19 protein-coding genes are annotated in these 21,333 nt (G+C 56.8%); 12 read left to right on the top strand and 7 right to left on the bottom strand.

Features of this window, described 5'->3' with window-relative positions:
* The 3 genes from NWP14_RS16515 (at position 1) to ghrB (ending at position 3,315) form a co-directional block, all read left to right on the top strand.
* Positions 1-939, top strand: a complete 939-nt coding sequence (locus NWP14_RS16515; RefSeq protein WP_375215679.1) for a sugar kinase — start codon at positions 1-3, stop codon at positions 937-939.
* A gap of 99 nt (positions 940-1,038) precedes the next feature.
* Positions 1,039-2,319: an MFS transporter gene (locus tag NWP14_RS16510; RefSeq protein WP_095102770.1), complete on the top strand. Its 1,281-nt coding sequence runs from the start codon at positions 1,039-1,041 to the stop codon at positions 2,317-2,319.
* Between the two features lie 24 nt (positions 2,320-2,343).
* Entirely contained in the window at positions 2,344-3,315 is a 972-nt protein-coding gene (ghrB, locus tag NWP14_RS16505; protein WP_331835090.1) for a glyoxylate/hydroxypyruvate reductase GhrB, read from the top strand.
* A 98-nt stretch (positions 3,316-3,413) separates the two neighbouring features.
* On the opposite strand, the gene NWP14_RS16500 is transcribed toward ghrB, so the two are convergent.
* Complete coding sequence (locus NWP14_RS16500; RefSeq protein ID WP_095102766.1) at positions 3,414-4,124, bottom strand: DUF3053 domain-containing protein; 711 nt, start codon at positions 4,122-4,124, stop codon at positions 3,414-3,416.
* 439 nt (positions 4,125-4,563) lie between these two features.
* Between NWP14_RS16500 and NWP14_RS16495 the strand changes: the two genes are divergently transcribed.
* From NWP14_RS16495 to cspA, 3 genes are all read left to right on the top strand, one after another.
* Positions 4,564-5,922, top strand: coding sequence for an aromatic acid/H+ symport family MFS transporter (locus NWP14_RS16495; protein ID WP_095102764.1), 1,359 nt, complete (start codon positions 4,564-4,566; stop codon positions 5,920-5,922).
* Between the two features lie 244 nt (positions 5,923-6,166).
* Entirely contained in the window at positions 6,167-6,457 is a 291-nt protein-coding gene (locus NWP14_RS16490) for an HTH-type transcriptional regulator (RefSeq protein ID WP_095102762.1), read from the top strand.
* A 262-nt stretch (positions 6,458-6,719) separates the two neighbouring features.
* Entirely contained in the window at positions 6,720-6,932 is a 213-nt protein-coding gene (cspA, locus tag NWP14_RS16485) for an RNA chaperone/antiterminator CspA (protein ID WP_004868803.1), read from the top strand.
* Positions 6,933-7,031: 99 nt separating this feature from the next.
* Here the strand turns inward: cspA and NWP14_RS16480 are convergent, their stop codons facing one another.
* Positions 7,032-8,651 (bottom strand): ABC-F family ATP-binding cassette domain-containing protein, encoded by a 1,620-nt coding sequence (locus tag NWP14_RS16480; RefSeq protein ID WP_375215678.1) that lies wholly within the window; start codon positions 8,649-8,651, stop codon positions 7,032-7,034.
* 399 nt (positions 8,652-9,050) lie between these two features.
* Between NWP14_RS16480 and NWP14_RS16475 the strand changes: the two genes are divergently transcribed.
* Both NWP14_RS16475 and NWP14_RS16470 read left to right on the top strand, forming a co-directional pair.
* Positions 9,051-9,260, top strand: coding sequence for a YdgH/BhsA/McbA-like domain containing protein (locus NWP14_RS16475; protein ID WP_041143158.1), 210 nt, complete (start codon positions 9,051-9,053; stop codon positions 9,258-9,260).
* 87 nt (positions 9,261-9,347) lie between these two features.
* Complete coding sequence (locus NWP14_RS16470) at positions 9,348-9,536, top strand: hypothetical protein (RefSeq protein ID WP_375215677.1); 189 nt, start codon at positions 9,348-9,350, stop codon at positions 9,534-9,536.
* A gap of 98 nt (positions 9,537-9,634) precedes the next feature.
* Here the strand turns inward: NWP14_RS16470 and glyS are convergent, their stop codons facing one another.
* From glyS to NWP14_RS16455, 3 genes are all read right to left on the bottom strand, one after another.
* Positions 9,635-11,704, bottom strand: coding sequence for a glycine--tRNA ligase subunit beta (gene glyS / locus NWP14_RS16465; RefSeq protein ID WP_331835087.1), 2,070 nt, complete (start codon positions 11,702-11,704; stop codon positions 9,635-9,637).
* A gap of 9 nt (positions 11,705-11,713) precedes the next feature.
* The gene (gene glyQ, locus NWP14_RS16460; RefSeq protein WP_004126458.1) at positions 11,714-12,625 is read right to left on the bottom strand and encodes a glycine--tRNA ligase subunit alpha; all 912 of its coding nucleotides are present in this window, start codon (positions 12,623-12,625) and stop codon (positions 11,714-11,716) included.
* A 136-nt stretch (positions 12,626-12,761) separates the two neighbouring features.
* On the bottom strand, positions 12,762-13,067 hold the full coding sequence (locus NWP14_RS16455; RefSeq protein ID WP_095102755.1) for a YsaB family lipoprotein: 306 nt from the start codon (positions 13,065-13,067) through the stop codon (positions 12,762-12,764).
* Positions 13,068-13,246: 179 nt separating this feature from the next.
* On the opposite strand from NWP14_RS16455, the gene NWP14_RS16450 reads away from it, so the two are divergent.
* Complete coding sequence (locus tag NWP14_RS16450) at positions 13,247-14,242, top strand: acyltransferase (RefSeq protein ID WP_331835086.1); 996 nt, start codon at positions 13,247-13,249, stop codon at positions 14,240-14,242.
* 42 nt (positions 14,243-14,284) lie between these two features.
* On the opposite strand, the gene xylB is transcribed toward NWP14_RS16450, so the two are convergent.
* Both xylB and xylA read right to left on the bottom strand, forming a co-directional pair.
* On the bottom strand, positions 14,285-15,739 hold the full coding sequence (gene xylB / locus NWP14_RS16445) for a xylulokinase (RefSeq protein WP_095102753.1): 1,455 nt from the start codon (positions 15,737-15,739) through the stop codon (positions 14,285-14,287).
* 89 nt (positions 15,740-15,828) lie between these two features.
* Complete coding sequence (gene xylA / locus NWP14_RS16440) at positions 15,829-17,151, bottom strand: xylose isomerase (protein ID WP_095102751.1); 1,323 nt, start codon at positions 17,149-17,151, stop codon at positions 15,829-15,831.
* 372 nt (positions 17,152-17,523) lie between these two features.
* On the opposite strand from xylA, the gene xylF reads away from it, so the two are divergent.
* The 3 genes from xylF to xylH all read left to right on the top strand — a co-directional run bounded on the left by xylF (position 17,524) and on the right by xylH (position 21,282).
* On the top strand, positions 17,524-18,516 hold the full coding sequence (xylF, locus tag NWP14_RS16435) for a D-xylose ABC transporter substrate-binding protein (RefSeq protein ID WP_331835084.1): 993 nt from the start codon (positions 17,524-17,526) through the stop codon (positions 18,514-18,516).
* Between the two features lie 65 nt (positions 18,517-18,581).
* Positions 18,582-20,123 (top strand): xylose ABC transporter ATP-binding protein, encoded by a 1,542-nt coding sequence (locus tag NWP14_RS16430; protein WP_375215676.1) that lies wholly within the window; start codon positions 18,582-18,584, stop codon positions 20,121-20,123.
* Entirely contained in the window at positions 20,101-21,282 is a 1,182-nt protein-coding gene (gene xylH, locus NWP14_RS16425; RefSeq protein WP_095102747.1) for a xylose ABC transporter permease XylH, read from the top strand. Before NWP14_RS16430 ends, xylH begins: the two co-directional genes overlap by 23 nt.
* The last annotated feature ends 51 nt before the right edge of the window (positions 21,283-21,333 follow it).

Here is a 21,333-nt window from a genome sequence, read left to right as displayed (position 1 = left end):
ATGGAAAACAACCTGGATGTCATTACCATCGGCGAAGCGATGGCTATGTTTGTGGCGACCCAAACCGGGGATCTCGCGGAGGTTGAATGCTTTATCAAGCGCGTCGCCGGCGCGGAGTTGAACGTCGCCACCGGCCTTGCTCGTCTGGGGCTGAAGGTCGGCTGGGTCAGCCGCGTCGGCGAGGATAGCTTCGGTCGCTTTGTTCTTAATTCGCTGGCAAAAGAGGGGATTGACGCCCGCGGCGTGAGCCGCGACAAGCGCTACGCAACCGGCTTCCAGATGAAATCTAAAGTCGAAAATGGAACCGATCCCATTGTGGAGTATTTCCGCAAAGGCTCGGCAGCCAGCCACCTGTCGCCGGATGATTTCCACCCCGATTACTTCGCCAGCGCCCGCCACCTGCATTTAAGCGGTGTCGCCGCCGCGCTGTCGGAGAGTTCATATGCGCTGCTGGATCGCGCCGCCGGCACGATGAAGGCCGAGGGAAAAACGATCTCTTTCGACCCCAACCTGCGGCCGGTGCTGTGGAAAAGCGAAGGTGAGATGGTGGAAAAGCTCAACCATCTCGCTTTCCATGCCGACTGGGTTTTACCCGGTCTGAAGGAGGGGATGATCCTGACGGGTCAGCAAACGCCGGAGGCTATCGCTGACTTCTATCTCAACCGCGGCGTGCGCGCCGTAATCATCAAAACCGGCTCCGACGGCGCCTGGTATAAAACGACCGCGGGTGAGCAGGGTGCCGTCGCGGCGATAAAAGTCGATAACGTCGTCGATACCGTCGGCGCAGGCGATGGCTTTGCGGTCGGGGTTATTAGCGCCCTGCTGGAAGGCAAAGCGCTGGATCAGGCGGTACGGCGCGGGAATAAAATCGGCTCGCTGGCTATTCAGGTTCAGGGCGATAGCGAAGGATTACCGACGCGTGAAGCGCTGGGCGAATAACGTTTAATGCAACGATCGTAGCCACTCTGTACCCTACATACAGCGCGGCATAAGACACCTTCTATCGGTGAGTGTTACCTCACATACAGAGGCAAGCCTATGAACAGCTTAACCAATGCAACAAAACGCTGGTGGTACATCATGCCTATCGTGTTTATCACGTATAGCCTGGCGTATCTCGACCGCGCTAACTTCAGCTTCGCCTCCGCGGCGGGCATTACCGAAGATTTAGGGATCACCAAAGGGGTCTCATCGCTACTGGGCGCTCTTTTCTTCCTCGGGTACTTCTTCTTCCAGATCCCTGGGGCAATTTATGCTGAACGCCGCAGCGTGCGAAAACTTATTTTTATCTGCCTGATCCTGTGGGGCGCCTGCGCCTCGCTGACCGGCATGGTGCACAATATTCCGGCGCTGGCCGCTATCCGCTTTATTCTCGGCGTCGTCGAAGCCGCGGTGATGCCCGCGATGCTGATTTACATCAGCAACTGGTTTACTAAATCCGAACGCTCGCGCGCCAATACCTTTTTAATCCTCGGCAATCCGGTCACGGTGCTGTGGATGTCGGTGGTTTCCGGCTATCTGATCCAGTCCTTTGGCTGGCGCGAGATGTTCATCATTGAAGGCGTTCCGGCGGTGATCTGGGCCTTCTGCTGGTGGGTACTGGTAAAAGATAAGCCGTCGCAGGTGAACTGGCTGTCGGAGAGCGAAAAAGCCGCGCTGCAGGAGCAGCTGGAACGCGAGCAGCAGGGCATCAAAGCCGTACGTAACTACAGCGAGGCCTTCCGCTCACGTAACGTCGTTCTGCTGTGCATGCAGTATTTTGCCTGGAGTATCGGGGTATACGGCTTCGTGCTGTGGCTGCCGTCAATCATCCGCAGCGGCGGTGAAAATATGGGCATGGTCGAGGTTGGCTGGCTCTCCTCGGTACCTTACCTGGCGGCGACTATTGCGATGATCGTCGTCTCCTGGGCCTCGGACAAAATGCAGAACCGTAAGCTGTTCGTCTGGCCGCTGCTGCTGATTGGCGGGCTGGCCTTTATCGGCTCCTGGGCCGTCGGCGCGAACCACTTCTGGACTTCTTATACCCTGCTGGTGATTGCCGGCGCGGCGATGTACGCCCCCTATGGCCCCTTCTTCGCCATCATCCCGGAGATGCTGCCGCGCAACGTAGCCGGCGGCGCGATGGCGCTGATTAACAGCATGGGCGCGCTAGGCTCATTCTTTGGCTCGTGGTTCGTCGGCTACCTGAACGGTTCGACCGGCAGCCCGTCCGCCTCGTACATTTTCATGGGAGTGGCGCTTTTCGTCGCGGTATGGCTTACTTTGATTGTTAAGCCTGCTAATAATCAAAAAATTCCGCTTGGCGCTCGTCACGCCTGACCCCTAAATACTACGGAGATCCGCATGAAGCCGTCCGTTATTCTCTATAAAACGCTTCCCGACGACCTGCAGCAACGTCTGGAAAAACACTTTGCCGTCACCCGGGTGAAAAACCTGAGTGCCGAAACCATCGCGCAGCACGCCGAGGCGTTTGCCCAGGCCGAAGGCCTGCTGGGCTCCAGCGAAAAAGTTGATGCCGCGTTACTGGAGAAAATGCCCAATCTTCGTGCGGCCTCAACGGTCTCCGTGGGCTACGACAACTTCGACGTTGGAGCGCTAAACGCGCGCAGGGTCCTGCTGATGCATACGCCCACCGTGTTGACCGAAACCGTTGCCGATACGGTGATGGCGCTGGTACTCAGCACCTCGCGCCGGGTGGTGGAAGTGGCCAATCGCGTGAAGGCGGGTGAATGGACCAAAAGCATCGGGCCGGACTGGTTCGGCAGCGATGTGCACCACAAAACGCTGGGCATCGTTGGGATGGGGCGCATCGGCATGGCGCTGGCCCAGCGCGCGCATGCCGGCTTCGGGATGCCGATTCTCTATAATGCGCGTAGCCAGCACCCGCAGGCGGAAGAGCGCTTCAACGCCCGCTACTGCGATCTGGATACGCTGCTTGAGGAAGCCGATTTTGTCTGCCTGATCCTGCCGCTGACCGCTGAGACTCATCATCTTTTCAATGCGGAGAAGTTCGCCAAAATGAAGCCATCCGCCATCTTTATTAACGCCGGACGCGGTCCGGTCGTCGATGAGAAGGCATTGATTGCCGCGTTGCAGAATGGCGAAATCCATGCCGCCGGTCTCGACGTGTTTGAGCAGGAGCCGCTGGCGCAGGACTCCCCGCTGCTCAGCATGCCGAACGTCGTCGCGCTCCCGCATATTGGTTCCGCTACCCATGAAACGCGCTACAACATGGCGGCCTGTGCGGTGGATAATCTGATTGATGCGCTACAGGGCAACGTCGATAAGAACTGCGTGAACCCGCAGGTGAAATAGGAAGGAAAGGGGCATTCTCACCCGGCTGAGCGTAGCGTCAGCCGGGAAGAAACCCGGGTGATGGCGCGATAAACGCCTTCCCCAGGCTCGGGCAGCGGCTATCGCGTAGCGTTAACTGCTGCAGTCCACGCCTGATTGAACGCCTGGTGCTGAGCCGCCAGCGGGCCAATCAATGCGTTGTACTGGCTGGCCTGCTGCGAGGTCGGGAACTGAATCCCGTTCGCCACGAAGCTCACCTGCGTACTTTGCTGAGCAACAAAATCACCGACCTGCACCAGCTGCTGTGTAAAGACCTGCGCCGCAGGGATCAGCGGCTGCAGGGCATTTGCCGGAGCGGTAACCACTTTGTTGTAAACCTGGTCAAAGACCGGCTTCAGATCGTCGCCCTGCTTCAGCGCGCTATGCGCACCATCGGCCTGCATTTTCGCATTTTCCAGCTGCTGGCTCAGTACGCCCAGAGCGCCGTTTGCCTGACGCAGCGGTTCACGCTGAGTGATATAGTCCTGCGGGACGCGGATCGCGTTCACGCTGTCTACCACCGGGCGCAGGCCCGCGTCCATCGCCTGACTTACCTGCTGCGAATAGCCGTAAATCACCGCATAATCGGACACAAAAGGACCGAACTGTTTTTTCTGATCGGCGGTCAGCGTCGGCAGACGTTCGCCGCTCCGCATAGCCGTATTTTGCAGGAAGTCGATGAACGCTTTGCGCTGATCGCCTTCTTTATCAAAACACCCACTCAGGCTAACCACCATTAATAAGGCCGCAACAGCCGCAAACCAGCGAGAGCAGGACTTTCCTGTCGCCATTTTTTTACTCCTTTCAGCCAAAAAAAGCGCAAACAGACACACACGTGCCAGACGCTGACAAGGATAGTCCAGGTCGGCCTCACAGGATACTCTTTCCTGACAATCTTCCGCAGGAAATAGTCCTCTGGCGGCGTTTTATCGACAACCGGTATCGTCTGTTAAGCACATCACAATTACCGCCATAAGCAAAACGCCAAAATCAATATTCAACAAGTTGATTTGTTTGCATTTTAATTTCATCCATCGCGATTAAATCCCTAAAAAGAACGATAATCGCACGCTTCCTGGCCGACCCGCGTTGCCTGCAGTCGGGTTCAGTGTTTTGATTAATGAGCGATTAACGGCATTACGTTCGATTATCGCACAAATAATATTAACGACAGCGAGGGAGACGTAAACCGCCGTTTTCGTCCCCCGCTCTGCCTGCCAGGAATGCCGTATGAATAAGACAACCATCGATATTCAGGCTTTTATCAATGAACATCCCTTCACGAAGTACCAGTGGATGATTCTGGCCTTATGTTTTATCACCGTCGCTATGGACGGTTTCGATACCGCGATAATCGGTTTCATCGCCTCAGACCTGGTGCAGGAGTGGGGCGTAGAAAAGTCGGCATTAGGCCCGGTAATGAGCGCTGCGCTGGTCGGCCTGGCGGTGGGCGCCTTGACCGCGGGGCCGCTGGCCGACCGCATTGGCCGCAAGAAGGTCCTGCTGATGTCGATCGTGGTTTTTGGCAGCTTTAGCCTGCTTACCGCTTTTGCTACCAGCCTGAACCAGCTGACGCTACTGCGCTTCCTGACGGGGCTGGGGCTGGGGGCCGCGATGCCGAACGCCGCGACGCTGATGAGCGAATACGCGCCGGAGCGCCGCCGGGCCTTAATGGTCAACCTGATGTTTGTCGGCTTCCCGATGGGATCGTCGCTGGGGGGCTTTCTCTCCGCCTGGATGATCCCGCATTACGGCTGGCAAAGCGTGCTGGTACTGGGCGGCGTGATGCCTCTGCTGCTCGCCGTGGCGCTGATCTTCCTGCTGCCGGAATCGGTGCGCTACATGGTCGTTAAGCGCCAGCCTGCGCAGCGCATTGCGACAATTCTCCGCCGCATTGCGCCGCTGCCGCAAGAGGTGGAGTTTGAGCTGCGTGAGGCCGGCCAGGTAAAAGAGAAATCGGCTCTGGCCGTCATTTTCTCTCCACGCTATATCGTCGGAACCGTAATGCTGTGCCTGACCTACTTTATGGGCCTGCTGATCTTCTATTTACTGACCAGCTGGCTGCCGCTGCTGATTCGTGAAACCGGCGCATCGATGAGCCAGGCGTCGATTATCACCGCGCTGTTCCCGCTGGGCGGCGGTATTGGCGTGCTGATCCTCGGCGCGCTGATGGATAAGATCAACCCCAATAAGGTCGTCGCCGTCGGCTGGCTGCTAACCGGTATTTTCGTCTGTCTCGTGGGCTTCTCCACCGACAGCCTGGTGCTGATGGGGATCATGGTATTTATCGCCGGCAGCATTATGAACGGCGCGCAGTCTTCCATGCCGGCGCTGGCAGCCGGATTTTACCCCACGCAGGGCCGCGCAACCGGCGTCGCCTGGATGCTGGGTATCGGGCGCTTTGGCGGCATTCTTGGCGCCTTCAGCGGCGTATTCCTGATGCAGGCGCAGCTCTCTTTTGCGACCATTTTCACCCTGCTGGCCATCCCGGCGTTTTTATCCGCCATCGCCCTGCTGGTAAAATACAAAATGAGCCAGCGTCAGCCTGCTCCGCCTCAGGCCGACGCTGAAAATCTGCAGAAAGCCTGATCGCAAGGCCAGCGGGGAGCCGCTGGCCTCGGTTTTTCTGTGCCGTTTACAAAAATTTTCCAAACCCGCGCGTATGATGATTAATCATCGGCTTACCCCCAACTCCCGCCGGGCTGTTCGGTCTCAAAAGAAGGGCTGCCGGCATATAATCACCCCCGTTACCGTTCTGCGCGTTTTTTTCTGACTATTCTTAATAAGCATCCACCAAACCTACCCTTTACTGTGCAGCAGGAAGGAGCTCTCTATGGAATATAAAGATCCAATATTCGAATTGCTTAGCAGCCTGGAACAAATTGTTTTTAAAGACATTCCCCGAGCGACCGCCCCAACCCGCAAGCCAACCGCCTTCAGCGAATTCGACCGGCTCCGTAAAGGGACCGGGCTGAAAATTGACGATTTCGCCGATGCGATGGGCGTCAGCGTGGCGATGGTGCAGGAGTGGGAGTCGAGACGCGTCAAGCCCTCTTCGACTGAGCTCAAGTTGATGCGCCTGATCCAGGCTAACTCAAAGCTTTCAAGGCAAATTCACGAGTGAAGTTCTATAATGTTATTGGACACTGATTACGGTCCTGATTAGGGACCGTTTTAATTTCTATGAAAAAAAACGTTTGCTATCGCATCTCAAAAATGAGTTAATGCTCGCAGGTTTGATGTACAGACCACAGAGCATTAGTATAGAGTAGTCCTTGAGCGGTTATCCTAGATACCCCGGTAGTGAACTTTCCCTTTATAGCTTCAAATCTGTAGTCCAGACCGTATCGCCGAAAGGTTCATTAATTTTTTAAAGGTATTTCGCTATGTCCGGTAAAATGACTGGTATCGTAAAATGGTTCAACGCTGATAAAGGTTTCGGCTTCATTACTCCTGATGACGGTTCTAAAGATGTGTTCGTACACTTCTCCGCTATCATGAACGATGGCTACAAATCTCTGGATGAAGGTCAGAAAGTTTCCTTCACCATCGAAAGCGGCGCTAAAGGCCCGGCAGCTGGCAACGTTACCAGCCTGTAAGCTTAAATAAGCTCAGAATTCAAGATCCCTGCCTTACGGCGGGGATTTTTTTATCTGAACATCAGGAAACCGCCACTTCACATGGCGGTTTTTTTAGTTTTAGCTCGCCTCAAAATGCCAGCCGCCGTCCCGCCACTCTAAAACGTGGGTGAGCTTCAGCCCCTGCAGGAACGCCTCATCATGCGACACAACCAGCATCGCACCGGGAAATCCCGCTAGCGCCGCTTCAATGGCCTGAGCGGAGGCTAAATCAAGGTGGTTAGTCGGCTCATCGAGCAGCAGCAGCTGGGTGGCGTCCCGCCGCCACAGCACGCAGGCAAGCGCCGCCTTCAGTCGTTCGCCGCCGCTCAGCGCCGCCAAAGGTAGATTGATTTTATCCGCTCCCAGCTGCAGCTGTGCAAGCCGGCTGCGCAGCACGCCCTCCTCCAGCGGCGTATCGTCAAGATTAAGATGCGTTAAAACCGATAGCGACAGGTCCAGCTGCGTCAGGTGCTGATCCAGCCAGGCCGCATGTACCGATAGTCGGCACTCTCCGCTAACCGGCTGCTCGAGGCCTATCAGCGTTTTCAATAAGGTGGTTTTTCCACAGCCATTAGGACCACGCAGCGCGACGCGCATCGGCCCGTCAAGGCGCCAGCTAAGCGGCGGCGCCGCCGAGTGGACCAGCCGTAAGCCCTCCAGCTCCAGAACCTGCTTACCGGCGGCAATATGACTTCCCGGCAGAGTAAACATCACCGACGCTTCATCTTCTACCCGCTCGTACGCCTGGGCAACGGCGGCGTTGAGGGCGCTGTTTTGTTCCCGATGCTGCCGCAGGAGCGTTCCAGGGCGCTCCTTCGCCGCGCCTTTGTACTTCACGCGTTCAAACGAGGCAATATTCAGGGTATCGACAACCCGCAGCGTCTGCGCAGATCGCCGCTGGCTGGCATCATGTTCTTTGTGCATACGCGCCCGGGTGCGACGGCGTTCGGTCGCGGCATGCTCCAGCGCGGATCGCGCAGCCTGCTGCTCGGCATCGCGCTGCTGCCGGTAGTCGGCGTAGCTCCCGCCATAGCTTCGCAGCGCCGTCGGAGTGAGCTCAAGGATGCGCGGCATCCGCGCCAGCAGTTCACGATCGTGGCTGGCGATAATTCCCCCGCCACGCCAGCGCTCAAGCTGCTGGTACAGCCATTCGCGTCCCTGCCTGTCGAGGTGGTTTGTCGGCTCATCCAGCAGCAAATAGTCTGAGCCTGAGAGAAAGGCCCCGCACAGCAGCGCTTTCACCCGCTCGCCGCCGCTCAGCGACGACGCGAGTCGATCGGGAGCAAACGTCGGCAGGCCGGCATCTGCGAACGCCGCGCTCAGACGCTCGCGCAGATCCCAGAAACCTTCCAGGCTCTCAACGTCGTCAGCGAATCCTTCACCACACTCAAGCCGCCGCAGGGCGGAGAATACGCAGCCATAGCCCAGCAGATCGGCCAGCGTAGCGCAGGGAGTCATAGCCGGCTGTTGGGCAACATAGGCCAGAGAGGTAAACCGTTCGATATGTCCACCGGAGGGAGAGTCAACGCCCGCCAGCAGCCGAAGCAGACGAGTTTTGCCGACGCCATTACGGCCGACCAGGCCGCAGAACGACGTTTCCAACGATAAATTTAGCGGGCCGAACAGCGTGTCTCCTGTCGCAAACTGACAGGAGAGCTGATGCAAAATAAAAGCGGGGGACCGGGCACAATGGGCCATAAGCACTCCTGAATGAAATCGATACTTCCCCTGCCGCACGTGGCGCTGGCAAGGAGTGAATTCAGCAGGCGTGGTTATCCATTTTCAGTGTGCTCTCAGTAAGACGAGGGATTCGTCGGGGCACAGAATAGCCACACCGACACCCACATTTCAAGATTATTTTTTCAGCGCCCACGCAGAGACAGGCAAAAGTTAGCCGCGCCGCCGGGCTAACTGACGGGCTTATTTATCGCCAGTCATGACGATTAACGCCCCCATAGTTATCGATCAAATATTATTCTATTTTTTTGAACAAGATGCGCAAATTGTTCCGATTTTAATCACCAGACGATCGGCCTATTATTTATCACATCAGGGCACAACGCCCTATTACAGACAAACAACCTTAGGAATATGACCATGAAATCCATCAAAACTTTCGTTGCAGTTACCGCACTTTCCCTGATGTCCTTCGGCGCATTCGCTCAGAGCATCAGCACCACTGCCTCCACCCTGGATCGCGCAGAAGCCAAAATTGCCGCCCAGGCCGCTGAGCAAGGTGCGTCCTACAAAATTACCAGCGCCCAGTTCAACAACCGCGTTCATATGACCGCAGAGCTGACTAAATAAATATCGTTGATGGCTCTCTTAGAGAGTGCCGGCCGCCGGAACCAGCTACGCAGGCGACAACAACAGCACGATGAAAAGGAATATAAGATGAAAAATATCAGCGTGATGACCGCCCTGTTTCTGGCAGCCTCACTGTCAACCGGCGTCATGGCGGCAGAACGCCATGCCGTACAGCCGGAAGCAGGCTCCAGCATCGATACGTCGGTGCATCAAAACCGCATTAACGTCAGCCATGCTTTCGATAAAGAGAGCCTGACGGCAGGCAACCTGCAGTAATTAAGGGCCAGCCTGCGGGCGACGAGATTGCTCCATGAGCGTCTTCGCGCCATAAAAAAACCTGCCAGAAGGCAGGTTTTTTTGTTGCCAAAAGGCGCTTACTGCAGCAGAGAAATATCCGCTACCTGCAGGAAAAGCTCGCGCAGTTTAGACAGCAGCGTCAGGCGGTTAACACGCACGCTTTGATCTTCCGCGTTGACCATTACGTTCTCGAAGAACTCGTCAACCGGCTCGCGCAGCGACGCTAGCTCGATCAAGGCGTCCTGATAGCGGCCTTCGGCGAAGTACGGCTGCAGCTTGTCGCGCAGGACGACTAAATTGCTGGCCAGCTTAATTTCAGCCGCTTCTTTCAGCACGGAGGCGTGGACGATATCGTTCAGCACTTCGTCAGACTTAGCCAGAATGTTGGAGACGCGCTTATTCGCCGCCGCCAGCGCCGAGGACTCTTCCAGCGTGCGGAAGTGCGAAACCGCCTTCATGCGCGCATCGAAATCAGCCGGACGGGTTGGGCGACGAGCCAGTACCGCCTGAATAGTATCAACGCCGTAGCCTTCGTCCTGGTACCAGGCGCGGAAGCGACCGAGCATAAAGTCGATAACATCATCAACCACCTTCGCGTTAGTCAGCTTGTCGCCATACAGACGTACCGCTTCTTCGGTGAGGGTTTGCAGATCCAGATTCAGGTTCTTCTCAACGATGATACGCAGCACGCCCAGCGCGGCACGGCGCAGCGCGAACGGGTCTTTGTCCCCTTTCGGGTGCTGACCAATGCCGAAGATACCGGCAAGCGTATCCATCTTATCGGCAATCGCCACCGCGCAGGCAACCGGGTTAGACGGCAGATCGTCACCGGCAAAACGCGGCTGATACTGCTCGTTCAGCGCCACGGCAACGTCTTCCGCTTCGCCATCATGACGCGCGTAGTGCATGCCCATAACGCCCTGGGTATCGGTGAACTCGAAGACCATATTGGTCATCAGGTCACACTTCGACAGCAGGCCCGCACGGGTCGCGTGGTTAACGTCTGCGCCAATCTGGCCGGCAATCCAGCCGGCAAGGGCCTGAATACGGTCGGTTTTATCGCGCAGGGTGCCCAGCTGCTGCTGGAACAGGACGGTCTGCAGACGCGGCAGATTGTCTTCCAGGCGCTTTTTGCGGTCAGTATTGAAGAAGAATTCGGCATCCGCCAGACGCGGGCGCACAACCTTCTCGTTACCGGAGATGATCTGCTGCGGGTCTTTGGATTCGATGTTGGCGACGAAGATGAAGTTCGGCAGCAGTTTGCCGTCGTCGGCATAAACCGGGAAATACTTCTGATCGCCTTTCATGGTGTAAACCAGGGCTTCAGAAGGCACCGCGAGGAATTTTTCTTCGAATTTCGCCGTCAGCACCACCGGCCATTCCACCAGCGAAGTCACCTCTTCCAGCAGGCTTTCGCTCAGGTCAGCGTTGCCGCCAATCTTGCGGGCCGCTTCTTCGGCGCCGGCTTTAATGATCGCCTTACGCGCGGCGTAATCGGCAACAACCTTCCCGCGCTCCAGCAGAATCTGCGGATACTGTTCGGCGTTATCGATGGTGAATTCCGGCTCGCCCATAAAGCGATGGCCGCGGATCACACGATCGGAGTCGATACCGAGAATGGTCGCCGGAACGACTTTGTCGCCGAGCAGCAGGGTCACGGTGTGAACCGGGCGCACGAACTGCACGTCTGACGCGCCCCAGCGCATCAGTTTAGGGATAGGCAGTTTGGAAAGCGACGTCGCGACCATGTTCGGCAGCAGCGCTTCTGCGCTTTCGCCTTTCACGTGGGCGCGATACAGCAGCCATTCGCCTTTATCGGTCGCCAGACGTTCGGCCTGCTCGACGGTGATGCCGCAGCCGCGCGCCCAGCCTTCGGCCGCTTTGCTCGGTTTACCTTCGGCGTCAAACGCCGCTGAAACCGCCGGACCGCGTTTTTCGATTTCACGATCCGGCTGGGAAGCGGCCAGATTGGCCACCTTCAGCGCCAGACGACGCGGGGCGGCAAACCATTCAACGGTGCCGTGGGCGAGGCCGGCGCTATCCAGCTCCGCGGTAAAGTTCGCAGCAAAAGACTCAGCCAGGCTGCGCAGGGCTTTTGGTGGCAGCTCTTCGGTGCCGATCTCCACCAGGAAAGTTTTCTCAGACATGGCCGCCTCTTATTTGTTTTTGTTGCACATCGGGAAGCCAAGGGCCTCACGAGAAGCGTAGTAAGCTTCTGCCACCGCTTTCGTCAGGGTGCGGATGCGCAGAATATAGCGCTGACGCTCGGTGACGGAGATGGCCTTACGCGCATCCAGCAGGTTGAAGCTATGGGCGGCCTTCAGAATACGCTCGTAGGCAGGCAGCGGCAGCGGATTTTCCAGCGCCAGCAGCTGCTGCGCTTCTTTCTCATACTGCTCAAAGCAGGAGAACAGGAAGTCCACGTCGGCGTATTCAAAGTTGTAGGTTGATTGCTCGACTTCGTTCTGATGGAACACGTCGCCGTAGGTCGTTTTACCCAGCGGGCCGTCGCTCCATACCAGGTCGTAAACGCTGTCTACGCCCTGAATGTACATCGCCAGACGCTCCAGGCCGTAGGTGATCTCGCCGGTTACCGGCTTACATTCCAGACCACCAACCTGCTGGAAGTAAGTGAACTGAGTCACTTCCATACCATTCAGCCACACTTCCCAGCCCAGACCCCAGGCGCCCAGCGTTGGGTTTTCCCAGTTGTCTTCCACGAAGCGGATATCATGAATAGTCGGGTCCATACCCAGCTCTTTCAGAGACCCAAGGTACAGCTCCTGGATGTTGTCCGGCGATGGCTTAATGACCACCTGGAACTGATAGTAGTGCTGCAAGCGGTTCGGGTTTTCGCCATAGCGACCGTCGGTCGGACGACGCGAAGGCTGCACATAGGCAGTCGCCATCGGCTCTGGCCCCAGCGCGCGCAGGCAGGTCATTGGGTGGGAGGTGCCGGCGCCAACTTCCATGTCCAGTGGTTGAACAATGGTGCAGCCCTGACGAGCCCAGTAATCCTGTAAGGTCAGGATCAGGCCCTGGAAGGTCCTGGTATCAAACTTTTGCATATTATTTCGTGCTGGATACGTGTGGATTTAAAGGAAGGGATCAGTATACCCGCTGGCTGCGAGATATACAGTACGAAACGGCGTTGTTTAAGCAAAATTGGGGAAATTCACGCCATCATGCGGCAGCTGCGGGCATTTAGCGCATAGAAAGATGTAAAAACTGCCCGTCTGGATCGAAAGAACAGATAAAGCGCTCATTCTGCTCGGTATGGCCCGACAGCTCATAGCTTCCCTGGAACTGTTCAAAATGGCTGACGTCAACCAGCCGGGCCCCGGTGCTGTAGCGTCTTGCCGCCTTATCCTTACACAGCTGCTCCATGTTCAGGGTGATTTGCGGCGTAATTCGCGCTCTTTGCGCTTTTTGTAACGGCTGGGACGGCGTCTGGCTGCAGCCGGCAAGCACAAGCAGCAGCACTCCAGAAAAGAAATATTTCATCACCATTATCCTCAACCGCCTTGTTAGCAAATTGTTATCGTGCAGATTACGTGAAATCGCCCGGACATTGTGCGAATCTCTCCACATCTCTACAAGCATGCGGCGGAAAACTCAGAATATTCCATTGAGACACCGCCGTATCAGGGAAGTCAGACCCTGTTTAAGAAGGAACCACTGAGGTACTGATGCAGGAAAAAATAAACTGGATTACGAGTTTGCGCGGTATCGCATGCATGATGGTGGTGATGATCCACAGCACAACCTGGTACATCACCCATCCCCACGCCATCAGCCTGGTGGAATGGGATATGGCCAACCTGCTCAACTCCGCCTCTCGCGTCAGCGTCCCGCTCTTCTTCATGATGTCAGGGTATCTGTTTTTCGGCGAACGCAGCGCCCAACCGCGGCACTTTCTGCGCATCGTGCTGTGCGTACTGTTCTACAGCGCCGTGTCGCTGCTCTACATCTCCCTGTTTACCCATATCAACGTCGAGCTCTCGCTAAGAAACTTGCTGCAAAAGCCGGTGTTCTATCACCTGTGGTTTTTCTTCGCGATTATCGTCATCTACCTGCTCTCGCCGCTCATTCAGGTTAAGCAGGTCAGCGGGAAGATGCTGCTGGCGCTGATGCTGGTCATCGGCATTCTCGCCAATCCCAATATGGTGAGCGTAAAAGCGGGCGGTATCGAATGGCTGCCGATCAATCTCTATATCAGCGGCGATGCCTTTTACTACGTGCTGTACGGCGTGCTTGGCCGGGCGATTGGCATGATGGAGACGGATAAAAAATGGCTGACTCTGCTGTGCGCCGCGCTGTTTGCCAGCGCCGTCTGGGTGATATCACGCGGTACGCTGCACGAGCTAAAGTGGCGCGGCGACTTCGGCGATACCTGGTATTTATACTGCGGTCCGGCGGTGTTTGTTTGCGCGGTAGCCCTGCTGACGCTGGCGAAAAATACCCTCGACGGGCGTCAGATCCCCGGCATCGCGCTTATCGCCCGCCACTCTCTGGGGATCTACGGTTTTCATGCGCTGATTATCCACGCGCTGCGGGCCAGCGGCCTGGAGCTCACGCGCTGGCCGCTGCTGGATATTCTGTGGATATTTAGCGCCGCGCTGCTGGGCAGCCTGCTGCTGTCGGCGCTGGTGCAGCGCATCGACACGCGTCGGCTGGTGAGCTAGCGCAACGGTAAAACCCGCCCCCGCGGCGGGAGCGGGTCGCCGCTATGACATCAGCGGGAGGAGCTGCTGATAAATCTGGCGGAACGTTTCGCGACGCGGGGCATAGAGCGCGAAGCGTTCGCTATCCGGAAGGTGAGCCTGTTCCAGCGGCAGCTGAGGCAGCAGGTCTGAATACGACGCGCCTTTATGCAGCGCCAGCTGCGCTAATCTCGCGGCGCCTAACGCCGGCCCGACGTCGCCGCCGGTACGGTAATCCAGCTGCTGTCCGCTGATGTCGGCCAGCATCTGCCGCCACCAGGGGCTGCGAGCGCCTCCGCCAATCAGGGTAATGCTCTCAGGCTTAATGCCGCAGGCGTGGACCACATCCATACCGTCCGCCAGCGCATATCCCACCCCTTCCAGCACCGCACGCGCCAGCTCCGCCGGGCCATGCTGATGGGTCAGGCCGAAAAAGACGCCTTTCGCCTGCGGATTGTTATGCGGCGTACGCTCGCCGGAAAGATACGGCAGAAACCACACCGGGCCCGCGCTCTCATGCGCTGACCCGGCGGCGGCGATCAGCGCCGGAACCGAACCAAGGCCGGTCAGCTTCGCCGCCCAGTCGAGGCAGGATGCCGCGCTGAGCATGACCGACATCAAATGCCAGCGCCCGGGAAGCGCATGGCAGAAACTGTGCACCGCGCTTTCGGGTTTGCTGAGAAAGCCATCGCTGACGGCAAAGTAAACGCCGGAGGTGCCCAGCGATAGCATCGCCTGTCCCGCGTCCGCCATGCCGACGCCAACGGCCCCGGCGGCATTATCGCCGCCGCCGGCAACCACCAGCGCCTGGGGCATATTCCACGCCTCGGCGATAGCCGGACGCAGCGTTCCCGTCACCTCGCTGCCCTCAAATAGCGCAGGCATGTTATCGCGGCTCAGGCCGCAGGCGGCGAGCATCTCGTCGCTCCAGTCGCGTTTTGCCACGTCCATCCACATCGTCCCGGCAGCGTCAGACATATCGCTGGCAAACTCGCCGGTCATGCGTAAACGGAGATAATCTTTCGGCAGCAGGACCTTATCAACCTGGCTGAACACGTCCGGCTCGTGCCGCTCAACCCATAGCAGTTTCGGCGCCGTAAAGCCGGGCATCATCAGGTTGCCGGTGATCTGCCGCGACCGCTCCACCCGCTCTTCCAGCAGGGCGCACTCTTCGCCGCAGCGCCCGTCATTCCATAAAATGGCCGGGCGCAGCACCTTCTGCTGCTTATCCAGCAGCGTGGCGCCATGCATCTGCCCGGCGATACCGATAGCCTTCACGTCGCGCAGGGAGTGCCGCTCTGCCAACGCTTTGATCGCGCCATCCGTTGCCTGCCACCAGTGCTCGGGATCTTGTTCGGACCATAGGGGGTGCGGGCGCGATACGCTGAGCTTTTCAGTATGCGAAGCCAGTACCTCACCTTGCTCATTGAGCAAAATGGCCTTCACGCCCGAGGTACCTAAATCAATCCCGATGTACATACAGACTCTCCTTAACAGCGCGCCACGGCTGAGCGTGGCGCGAAAAAGCGTGCTAAATAGCCTATGCCCGGACGCGCCGGGCACTATCATCACTTATCGAAAAGATAATGATTCACCAGATTTTCCAGCTGCTCCTGGTGGCCGCTCTGATGCTGCGGCGTCAGATTATTCTGCGCGGCATGCTGAGCAATTTCCGTCAGCGTCATCTGCCCCTTGAGGATTTGCTGGCCCAGGTCGCCGTTCCAGCCGGCATAACGTTTTGCTACGCGCTTATCCAGCTCGCCATCTTCAATCATGCGCGCCGCCACTTTCAGCGACAGAGCCATCGTATCCATCGCCCCAATATGACCATAGAACAGATCATACTTATCGGTGCTTTGACGACGAACTTTGGCATCAAAATTCAGCCCGCCGGTAGTGAAACCGCCGGCTTTGAGAATTTCATACATCACCAGCGCGTTTTCTTCCACGCTATTCGGGAACTGATCGGTATCCCAGCCCAGCTGCGGGTCGCCGCGGTTGGCATCGACAGAACCAAACAGGCCCAGCGCGATGGCGGTGGCAATCTCGTGGTGGAAACTGTGGCCTGCCAGGGTCGCGTGGTTCGCTTCAATATTAAGCTTGATCTCTTTTTCCAGACCGAACTGCTTGAGGAAGCCATAAACGGTGGAGGCGTCGTAGTCGTACTGGTGCTTGGTCGGCTCCTGCGGCTTCGGCTCAATCAGCAGCGTCCCCTGGAAGCCAATTTTATGTTTGTGCTCAACGACCAGCTGCATAAACCGGCCAATCTGCTCGCGCTCCTGGCGCAAATCGGTATTGAGCAGAGTTTCATACCCTTCACGGCCGCCCCACAGGACGTAGTTTTCCCCGCCCAGCTTGTGGGTAGCATCCATCGCGGTAACGACCTGAGTCGCCGCCCAGCTGAACACTTCCGGGTCCGGGTTGGTTGCCGCACCTGCGCCGTATCGCGGGTTAGTGAAGCAGTTCGCGGTGCCCCACAGCAGCTTCACGCCGCTATGCTCCTGTTTTGCCGCCAGCACATCGACCATTTGCGCGAAATTGTTCAGATACTCCTTCAACGACGCGCCTTCCGGCGAGACGTCAACGTCGTGGAAGCAGTAGTAAGGGACGTTCAGCTTGTGGAAAAACTCAAAGGCGACGTCAGCTTTACGTTTTGCCATTTCCAGGGCGTCGCCCGGCTGCTGCCACGGGCGGTTGAAGGAACCGACGCCAAACATGTCGGCTCCGTTCCAGCAGAACGTGTGCCAGTAGCAGGCCGCAAACCGCAGGTGTTCTTCCATGCGTTTACCCAGCACCAGCTCATCCGGGTTATAGTGACGGAAAGCCAGCGGGTTAGTAGATTTAGGGCCTTCATAACGAACGCGATCGAGTTGATCGAAATAGGTCTGCATAATGAACTCCATATTCAGGGATGCGGCGGGTAATAAGTCATAAGCCAATATAGAATTGCTGTTTTACTTTCCTCAATTACGTTATTTCACACCGCGGTTGAGAGAATCCGCAAACGTGCGCCAGATCGCAAAAATAACGGTCTAATTCGCTATTTACGCAGTATCTCAATGAAAGATCGGGACAATCCCTGAGGCCCTGACGATTAAAATAAGATCGCGGTCATAAATCAGCAAATAAACTAAATTTCATAACGCCAAAATAAGCACAGGTAATTGCCAGCGCCCTTTTCCACGTTAAGAATCTTCAGCGTATCAGGCCGTCTGCTTTTACCGCTCGTTTTATCCTGCACTTTACAAAAAGGTATTATTATTATGAAGATAAAGAACCTTTGCCTCACGCTCTGCGCTTCACTCATTCTTACCAGCATGGCGGGTATTGCTAAAGAAGTTAAAATTGGTATGGCCATTGACGATCTTCGTCTGGAACGCTGGCAGAAAGACCGCGATATTTTTGTCAACAAGGCCGAATCATTAGGTGCAAAAGTATTTGTTCAGTCTGCCAACGGCAATGAAGAAACGCAAATGTCGCAAATTGAAAATATGATAAATCGCGGCGTTGACGTTCTGGTTATTATTCCTTACAACGGTCAGGTTTTAAGTAATGTTATTAAAGAAGCGAAGCAGGAAGGGATCAAAGTTCTCGCCTATGACCGTATGATTAATAACGCAGATATTGATTTCTATATTTCATTCGATAACGAAAAAGTCGGCGAAATGCAGGCCCAAAGCCTGGTCAATAAAGTGCCCCAGGGTAATTATTTCCTGATGGGCGGCTCGCCTGTTGATAATAACGCCAAACTCTTCCGTGCCGGGCAAATGAAGGTGCTTAAGCCTTATATCGATCAGGGCAAAATCAAAATTGTCGGCGATCAGTGGGTCGACGGCTGGCTGCCGGAAAACGCGTTAAAAATTATGGAGAATGCGCTTACCGCCAACAATAACAAAATTGATGCGGTAGTGGCCTCAAACGACGCCACCGCCGGCGGGGCAATCCAGGCGTTAAGCGCCCAAGGGCTGGCGGGGAAAGTGGCGATCTCGGGTCAGGATGCCGACCTTGCGGGAGTGAAGCGCATTATCTCTGGTACCCAGACGATGACGGTTTACAAACCCATCGTGACGCTTGCCACCACGGCGGCAGAAATTGCCGTCGAGCTCGGTAACGATAAGGCGCCGCACGCCGACGCGACCTTAAACAACGGGCTGAAGGACGTCCCGTCGCGGCTGCTGACGCCAATTGAAGTCAATAAAGACAATATTGAACAAACGGTTGTTAAAGACGGTTTCCACAAAAAGAGCGAACTGTAATCCCCGACGCCCCTTAACGGGGGCGTTATTCTCGTCCAGCCGGATATCGCTTATGCGGAGCATCTATGTCCTGGTTACTTGAAATGAAGAACATTACCAAATCTTTCGGTGCGGTGAAGGCCGTTGATAATGTCAGCCTGCGGCTTAACGCCGGGGAAGTTGTCTCATTGTGTGGCGAAAATGGTTCCGGCAAATCCACCTTGATGAAGGTGCTGTGCGGCATTTATCCGCACGGCAGCTATGAAGGCGAGATTATCTTCTCTGGCGAAACCCTGCAGGCCGCCCATATTCGCGATACCGAGCGTAAGGGCATCGCCATCATTCACCAGGAGCTCGCGCTGGTAAAACACTTAACGGTGCTGGAGAATATTTTCCTCGGCGCAGAAATTTCCCGCCACGGCCTGCTGGATTATGAAACCATGACCCTACGCAGCCAGAAGCTGCTGGCTCAGGTCAATTTAGCGATATCACCCGATACGCGCGTCGGGGATTTAGGTCTTGGCCAGCAGCAGCTGGTTGAAATTGCCAAAGCGCTCAACAAACAGGTGCGCTTACTGATTCTCGATGAGCCCACCGCTTCATTAACCGAACAAGAAACGGCAATCCTGCTGAACATTATTCGCGATCTGCAAAATCACGGCATCGCCTGTATTTACATCTCCCACAAGCTCAACGAAGTAAAAGCGATCTCCGACACCATCTGCGTGATTCGCGACGGCCAGCATATTGGCACCCGCGACGCCAGCGGCATGAACGAAGATGATGTCATTACCATGATGGTCGGCCGCGAGCTTACCGCCCTTTACCCCAGCGAACCGCATACCCGCGGCGACGAGATTTTGCGCGTCGAAAATCTAACCGCATGGCATCCGGTCAATCGCCATATCAAACGGGTGAACGATATCTCCTTCTCGCTGCATCGCGGCGAAATCCTCGGCATTGCCGGACTGGTCGGCGCCGGGCGCACCGAGGCGGTCCAGTGCCTGTTTGGCGTCTGGCCGGGTCGCTGGGAGGGGAAAATCTATATTGACGGTCAGCAGGTGGCGATTCATCACTGCCAGCAGGCGATTGCTCACGGTATCGCCATGGTGCCGGAGGATCGCAAAAAAGACGGCATCGTGCCGGTGATGGCGGTCGGTAAGAATATCACCCTGGCCGCGCTGGACCAGTTTAGCGGCCCGCTAAGCAGCCTCGATGACGCCGGGGAGCAGCTGTGCATTCAGCAGTCTATCCAGCGGCTGAAAATCAAAACCTCGTCGCCGGATCTGGCCATCGGCCGACTCAGCGGCGGTAATCAGCAGAAAGCGATCCTCGCCCGCTGCCTGCTGCTGAACCCGCGCATTTTAATCCTTGATGAGCCCACCCGCGGCATTGATATCGGCGCGAAATACGAAATCTACAAGCTGATTAATCAGCTGGTGCAGCAGGGGATCGCCGTTATCGTTATCTCGTCGGAGCTTCCGGAGGTGCTCGGACTCAGCGATCGGGTGCTGGTCATGCACGAAGGCAAACTGAAAGCGAACTTAATCAACCAGGGTCTGACCCAGGAACAGGTAATGGAAGCCGCACTGAGGAGCGAACACCATGTCGAAAAACACGTCGTCTGAGATAAAACTGGCCCCATCAGCCTCCGCCACCCTGCCCGGATTAAAGGGCCTGAATCTTCAGGTTTTCGTCATGATCGCCGCCATCGTGGTCATCATGCTGTTCTTTACCTGGGTTACCGATGGCGCCTACTTAAGCGCGCGCAATATTTCGAACCTGCTGCGGCAGACGGCCATCACCGGCATCCTCGCTGTGGGGATGGTCTTTGTGATCATTTCCGCCGAGATTGACCTCTCCGTCGGCTCAATGATGGGGCTTCTCGGCGGCGCGGCGGCCATCTTCGACGTCTGGCTCGGCTGGCCGCTGCCGCTCACCATCGTGGTGACGCTGGCGATGGGGCTGCTGCTGGGCGCCTGGAACGGATGGTGGGTCGCCTATCGCAAGGTGCCCTCGTTTATCGTCACCCTTGCCGGCATGCTGGCGTTCCGCGGCATTCTGATCGGCATCACCAACGGCACCACGGTCTCCCCGACCAGCCCGGCGATGTCGCAAATCGGGCAGAGCTACCTGCCGGACGGCATTGGCTTCGGTATCGGCGTCGTCGGCATGGCCGCTTTTATTATCTGGCAGTGGCGCGGCCGCCTGCGCCGCCAGGCGTTGGGGTTAACCACCTCCGCCTCAACCGCTACCGTCGGCCGCCAGACCCTTACCGCCGTTTTTGTTCTCGGCGCAATCTGGCTGTTGAACGACTATCGCGGCGTCCCTACGCCGGTGCTGCTCCTCGCCGCGCTGCTGCTGGCCGGAATGTTTATGGCCACCCGCACCGCCTTTGGTCGACGGATTTACGCCATCGGCGGCAACCTTGAAGCGGCCCGCCTGTCGGGTATCAGCGTAGAGCGGACTAAGCTGGCGGTGTTCGCCATCAACGGCCTGATGGTCGCCATTGCCGGGCTGATCCTCAGCTCGCGGCTGGGGGCCGGCTCGCCGTCCGCGGGCAACATCGCCGAACTGGACGCCATCGCCGCCTGCGTTATCGGCGGCACCAGCCTTGCCGGCGGCGTAGGCAGCGTGGCCGGCGCGGTAATGGGGGCCTTTATCATGTCCGCGCTGGATAACGGCATGAGCATGATGGACGTCGCCACCTTCTGGCAATACATCGTTAAAGGCGCCATTTTGCTGCTGGCCGTGTGGATGGATTCCGCCACCAAGCGGCGCGCCTGACGCTCCGGGCAACAGAATGCCCGAATTATTTGCGCTACCGCCAGATTTACG

The organism is Klebsiella sp. C349492 (genome assembly GCF_042055345.1).
GTDB classification, from domain to species: Bacteria; Pseudomonadota; Gammaproteobacteria; order Enterobacterales; family Enterobacteriaceae; genus Klebsiella; species Klebsiella scottii.
This window is presented reverse-complemented; position numbering and strand designations above follow the sequence as displayed.

What these genes read in the sequence shown, in the direction of transcription:
- NWP14_RS16515 (WP_375215679.1), top strand. Translation starts at nt 1, where the DNA reads ATGGAAAACAACCTGGATGTCATTACCATCGGCGAAGCGATGGCTATG.
- NWP14_RS16510 (WP_095102770.1), top strand. Translation starts at nt 1,039, where the DNA reads ATGAACAGCTTAACCAATGCAACAAAACGCTGGTGGTACATCATGCCT.
- ghrB (WP_331835090.1), top strand. Translation starts at nt 2,344, where the DNA reads ATGAAGCCGTCCGTTATTCTCTATAAAACGCTTCCCGACGACCTGCAG.
- NWP14_RS16500 (WP_095102766.1), bottom strand. Translation starts at nt 4,124, where the DNA reads ATGGCGACAGGAAAGTCCTGCTCTCGCTGGTTTGCGGCTGTTGCGGCC.
- NWP14_RS16495 (WP_095102764.1), top strand. Translation starts at nt 4,564, where the DNA reads ATGAATAAGACAACCATCGATATTCAGGCTTTTATCAATGAACATCCC.
- NWP14_RS16490 (WP_095102762.1), top strand. Translation starts at nt 6,167, where the DNA reads ATGGAATATAAAGATCCAATATTCGAATTGCTTAGCAGCCTGGAACAA.
- cspA (WP_004868803.1), top strand. Translation starts at nt 6,720, where the DNA reads ATGTCCGGTAAAATGACTGGTATCGTAAAATGGTTCAACGCTGATAAA.
- NWP14_RS16480 (WP_375215678.1), bottom strand. Translation starts at nt 8,651, where the DNA reads ATGGCCCATTGTGCCCGGTCCCCCGCTTTTATTTTGCATCAGCTCTCC.
- NWP14_RS16475 (WP_041143158.1), top strand. Translation starts at nt 9,051, where the DNA reads ATGAAATCCATCAAAACTTTCGTTGCAGTTACCGCACTTTCCCTGATG.
- NWP14_RS16470 (WP_375215677.1), top strand. Translation starts at nt 9,348, where the DNA reads ATGAAAAATATCAGCGTGATGACCGCCCTGTTTCTGGCAGCCTCACTG.
- glyS (WP_331835087.1), bottom strand. Translation starts at nt 11,704, where the DNA reads ATGTCTGAGAAAACTTTCCTGGTGGAGATCGGCACCGAAGAGCTGCCA.
- glyQ (WP_004126458.1), bottom strand. Translation starts at nt 12,625, where the DNA reads ATGCAAAAGTTTGATACCAGGACCTTCCAGGGCCTGATCCTGACCTTA.
- NWP14_RS16455 (WP_095102755.1), bottom strand. Translation starts at nt 13,067, where the DNA reads ATGGTGATGAAATATTTCTTTTCTGGAGTGCTGCTGCTTGTGCTTGCC.
- NWP14_RS16450 (WP_331835086.1), top strand. Translation starts at nt 13,247, where the DNA reads ATGCAGGAAAAAATAAACTGGATTACGAGTTTGCGCGGTATCGCATGC.
- xylB (WP_095102753.1), bottom strand. Translation starts at nt 15,739, where the DNA reads ATGTACATCGGGATTGATTTAGGTACCTCGGGCGTGAAGGCCATTTTG.
- xylA (WP_095102751.1), bottom strand. Translation starts at nt 17,151, where the DNA reads ATGCAGACCTATTTCGATCAACTCGATCGCGTTCGTTATGAAGGCCCT.
- xylF (WP_331835084.1), top strand. Translation starts at nt 17,524, where the DNA reads ATGAAGATAAAGAACCTTTGCCTCACGCTCTGCGCTTCACTCATTCTT.
- NWP14_RS16430 (WP_375215676.1), top strand. Translation starts at nt 18,582, where the DNA reads ATGTCCTGGTTACTTGAAATGAAGAACATTACCAAATCTTTCGGTGCG.
- xylH (WP_095102747.1), top strand. Translation starts at nt 20,101, where the DNA reads ATGTCGAAAAACACGTCGTCTGAGATAAAACTGGCCCCATCAGCCTCC.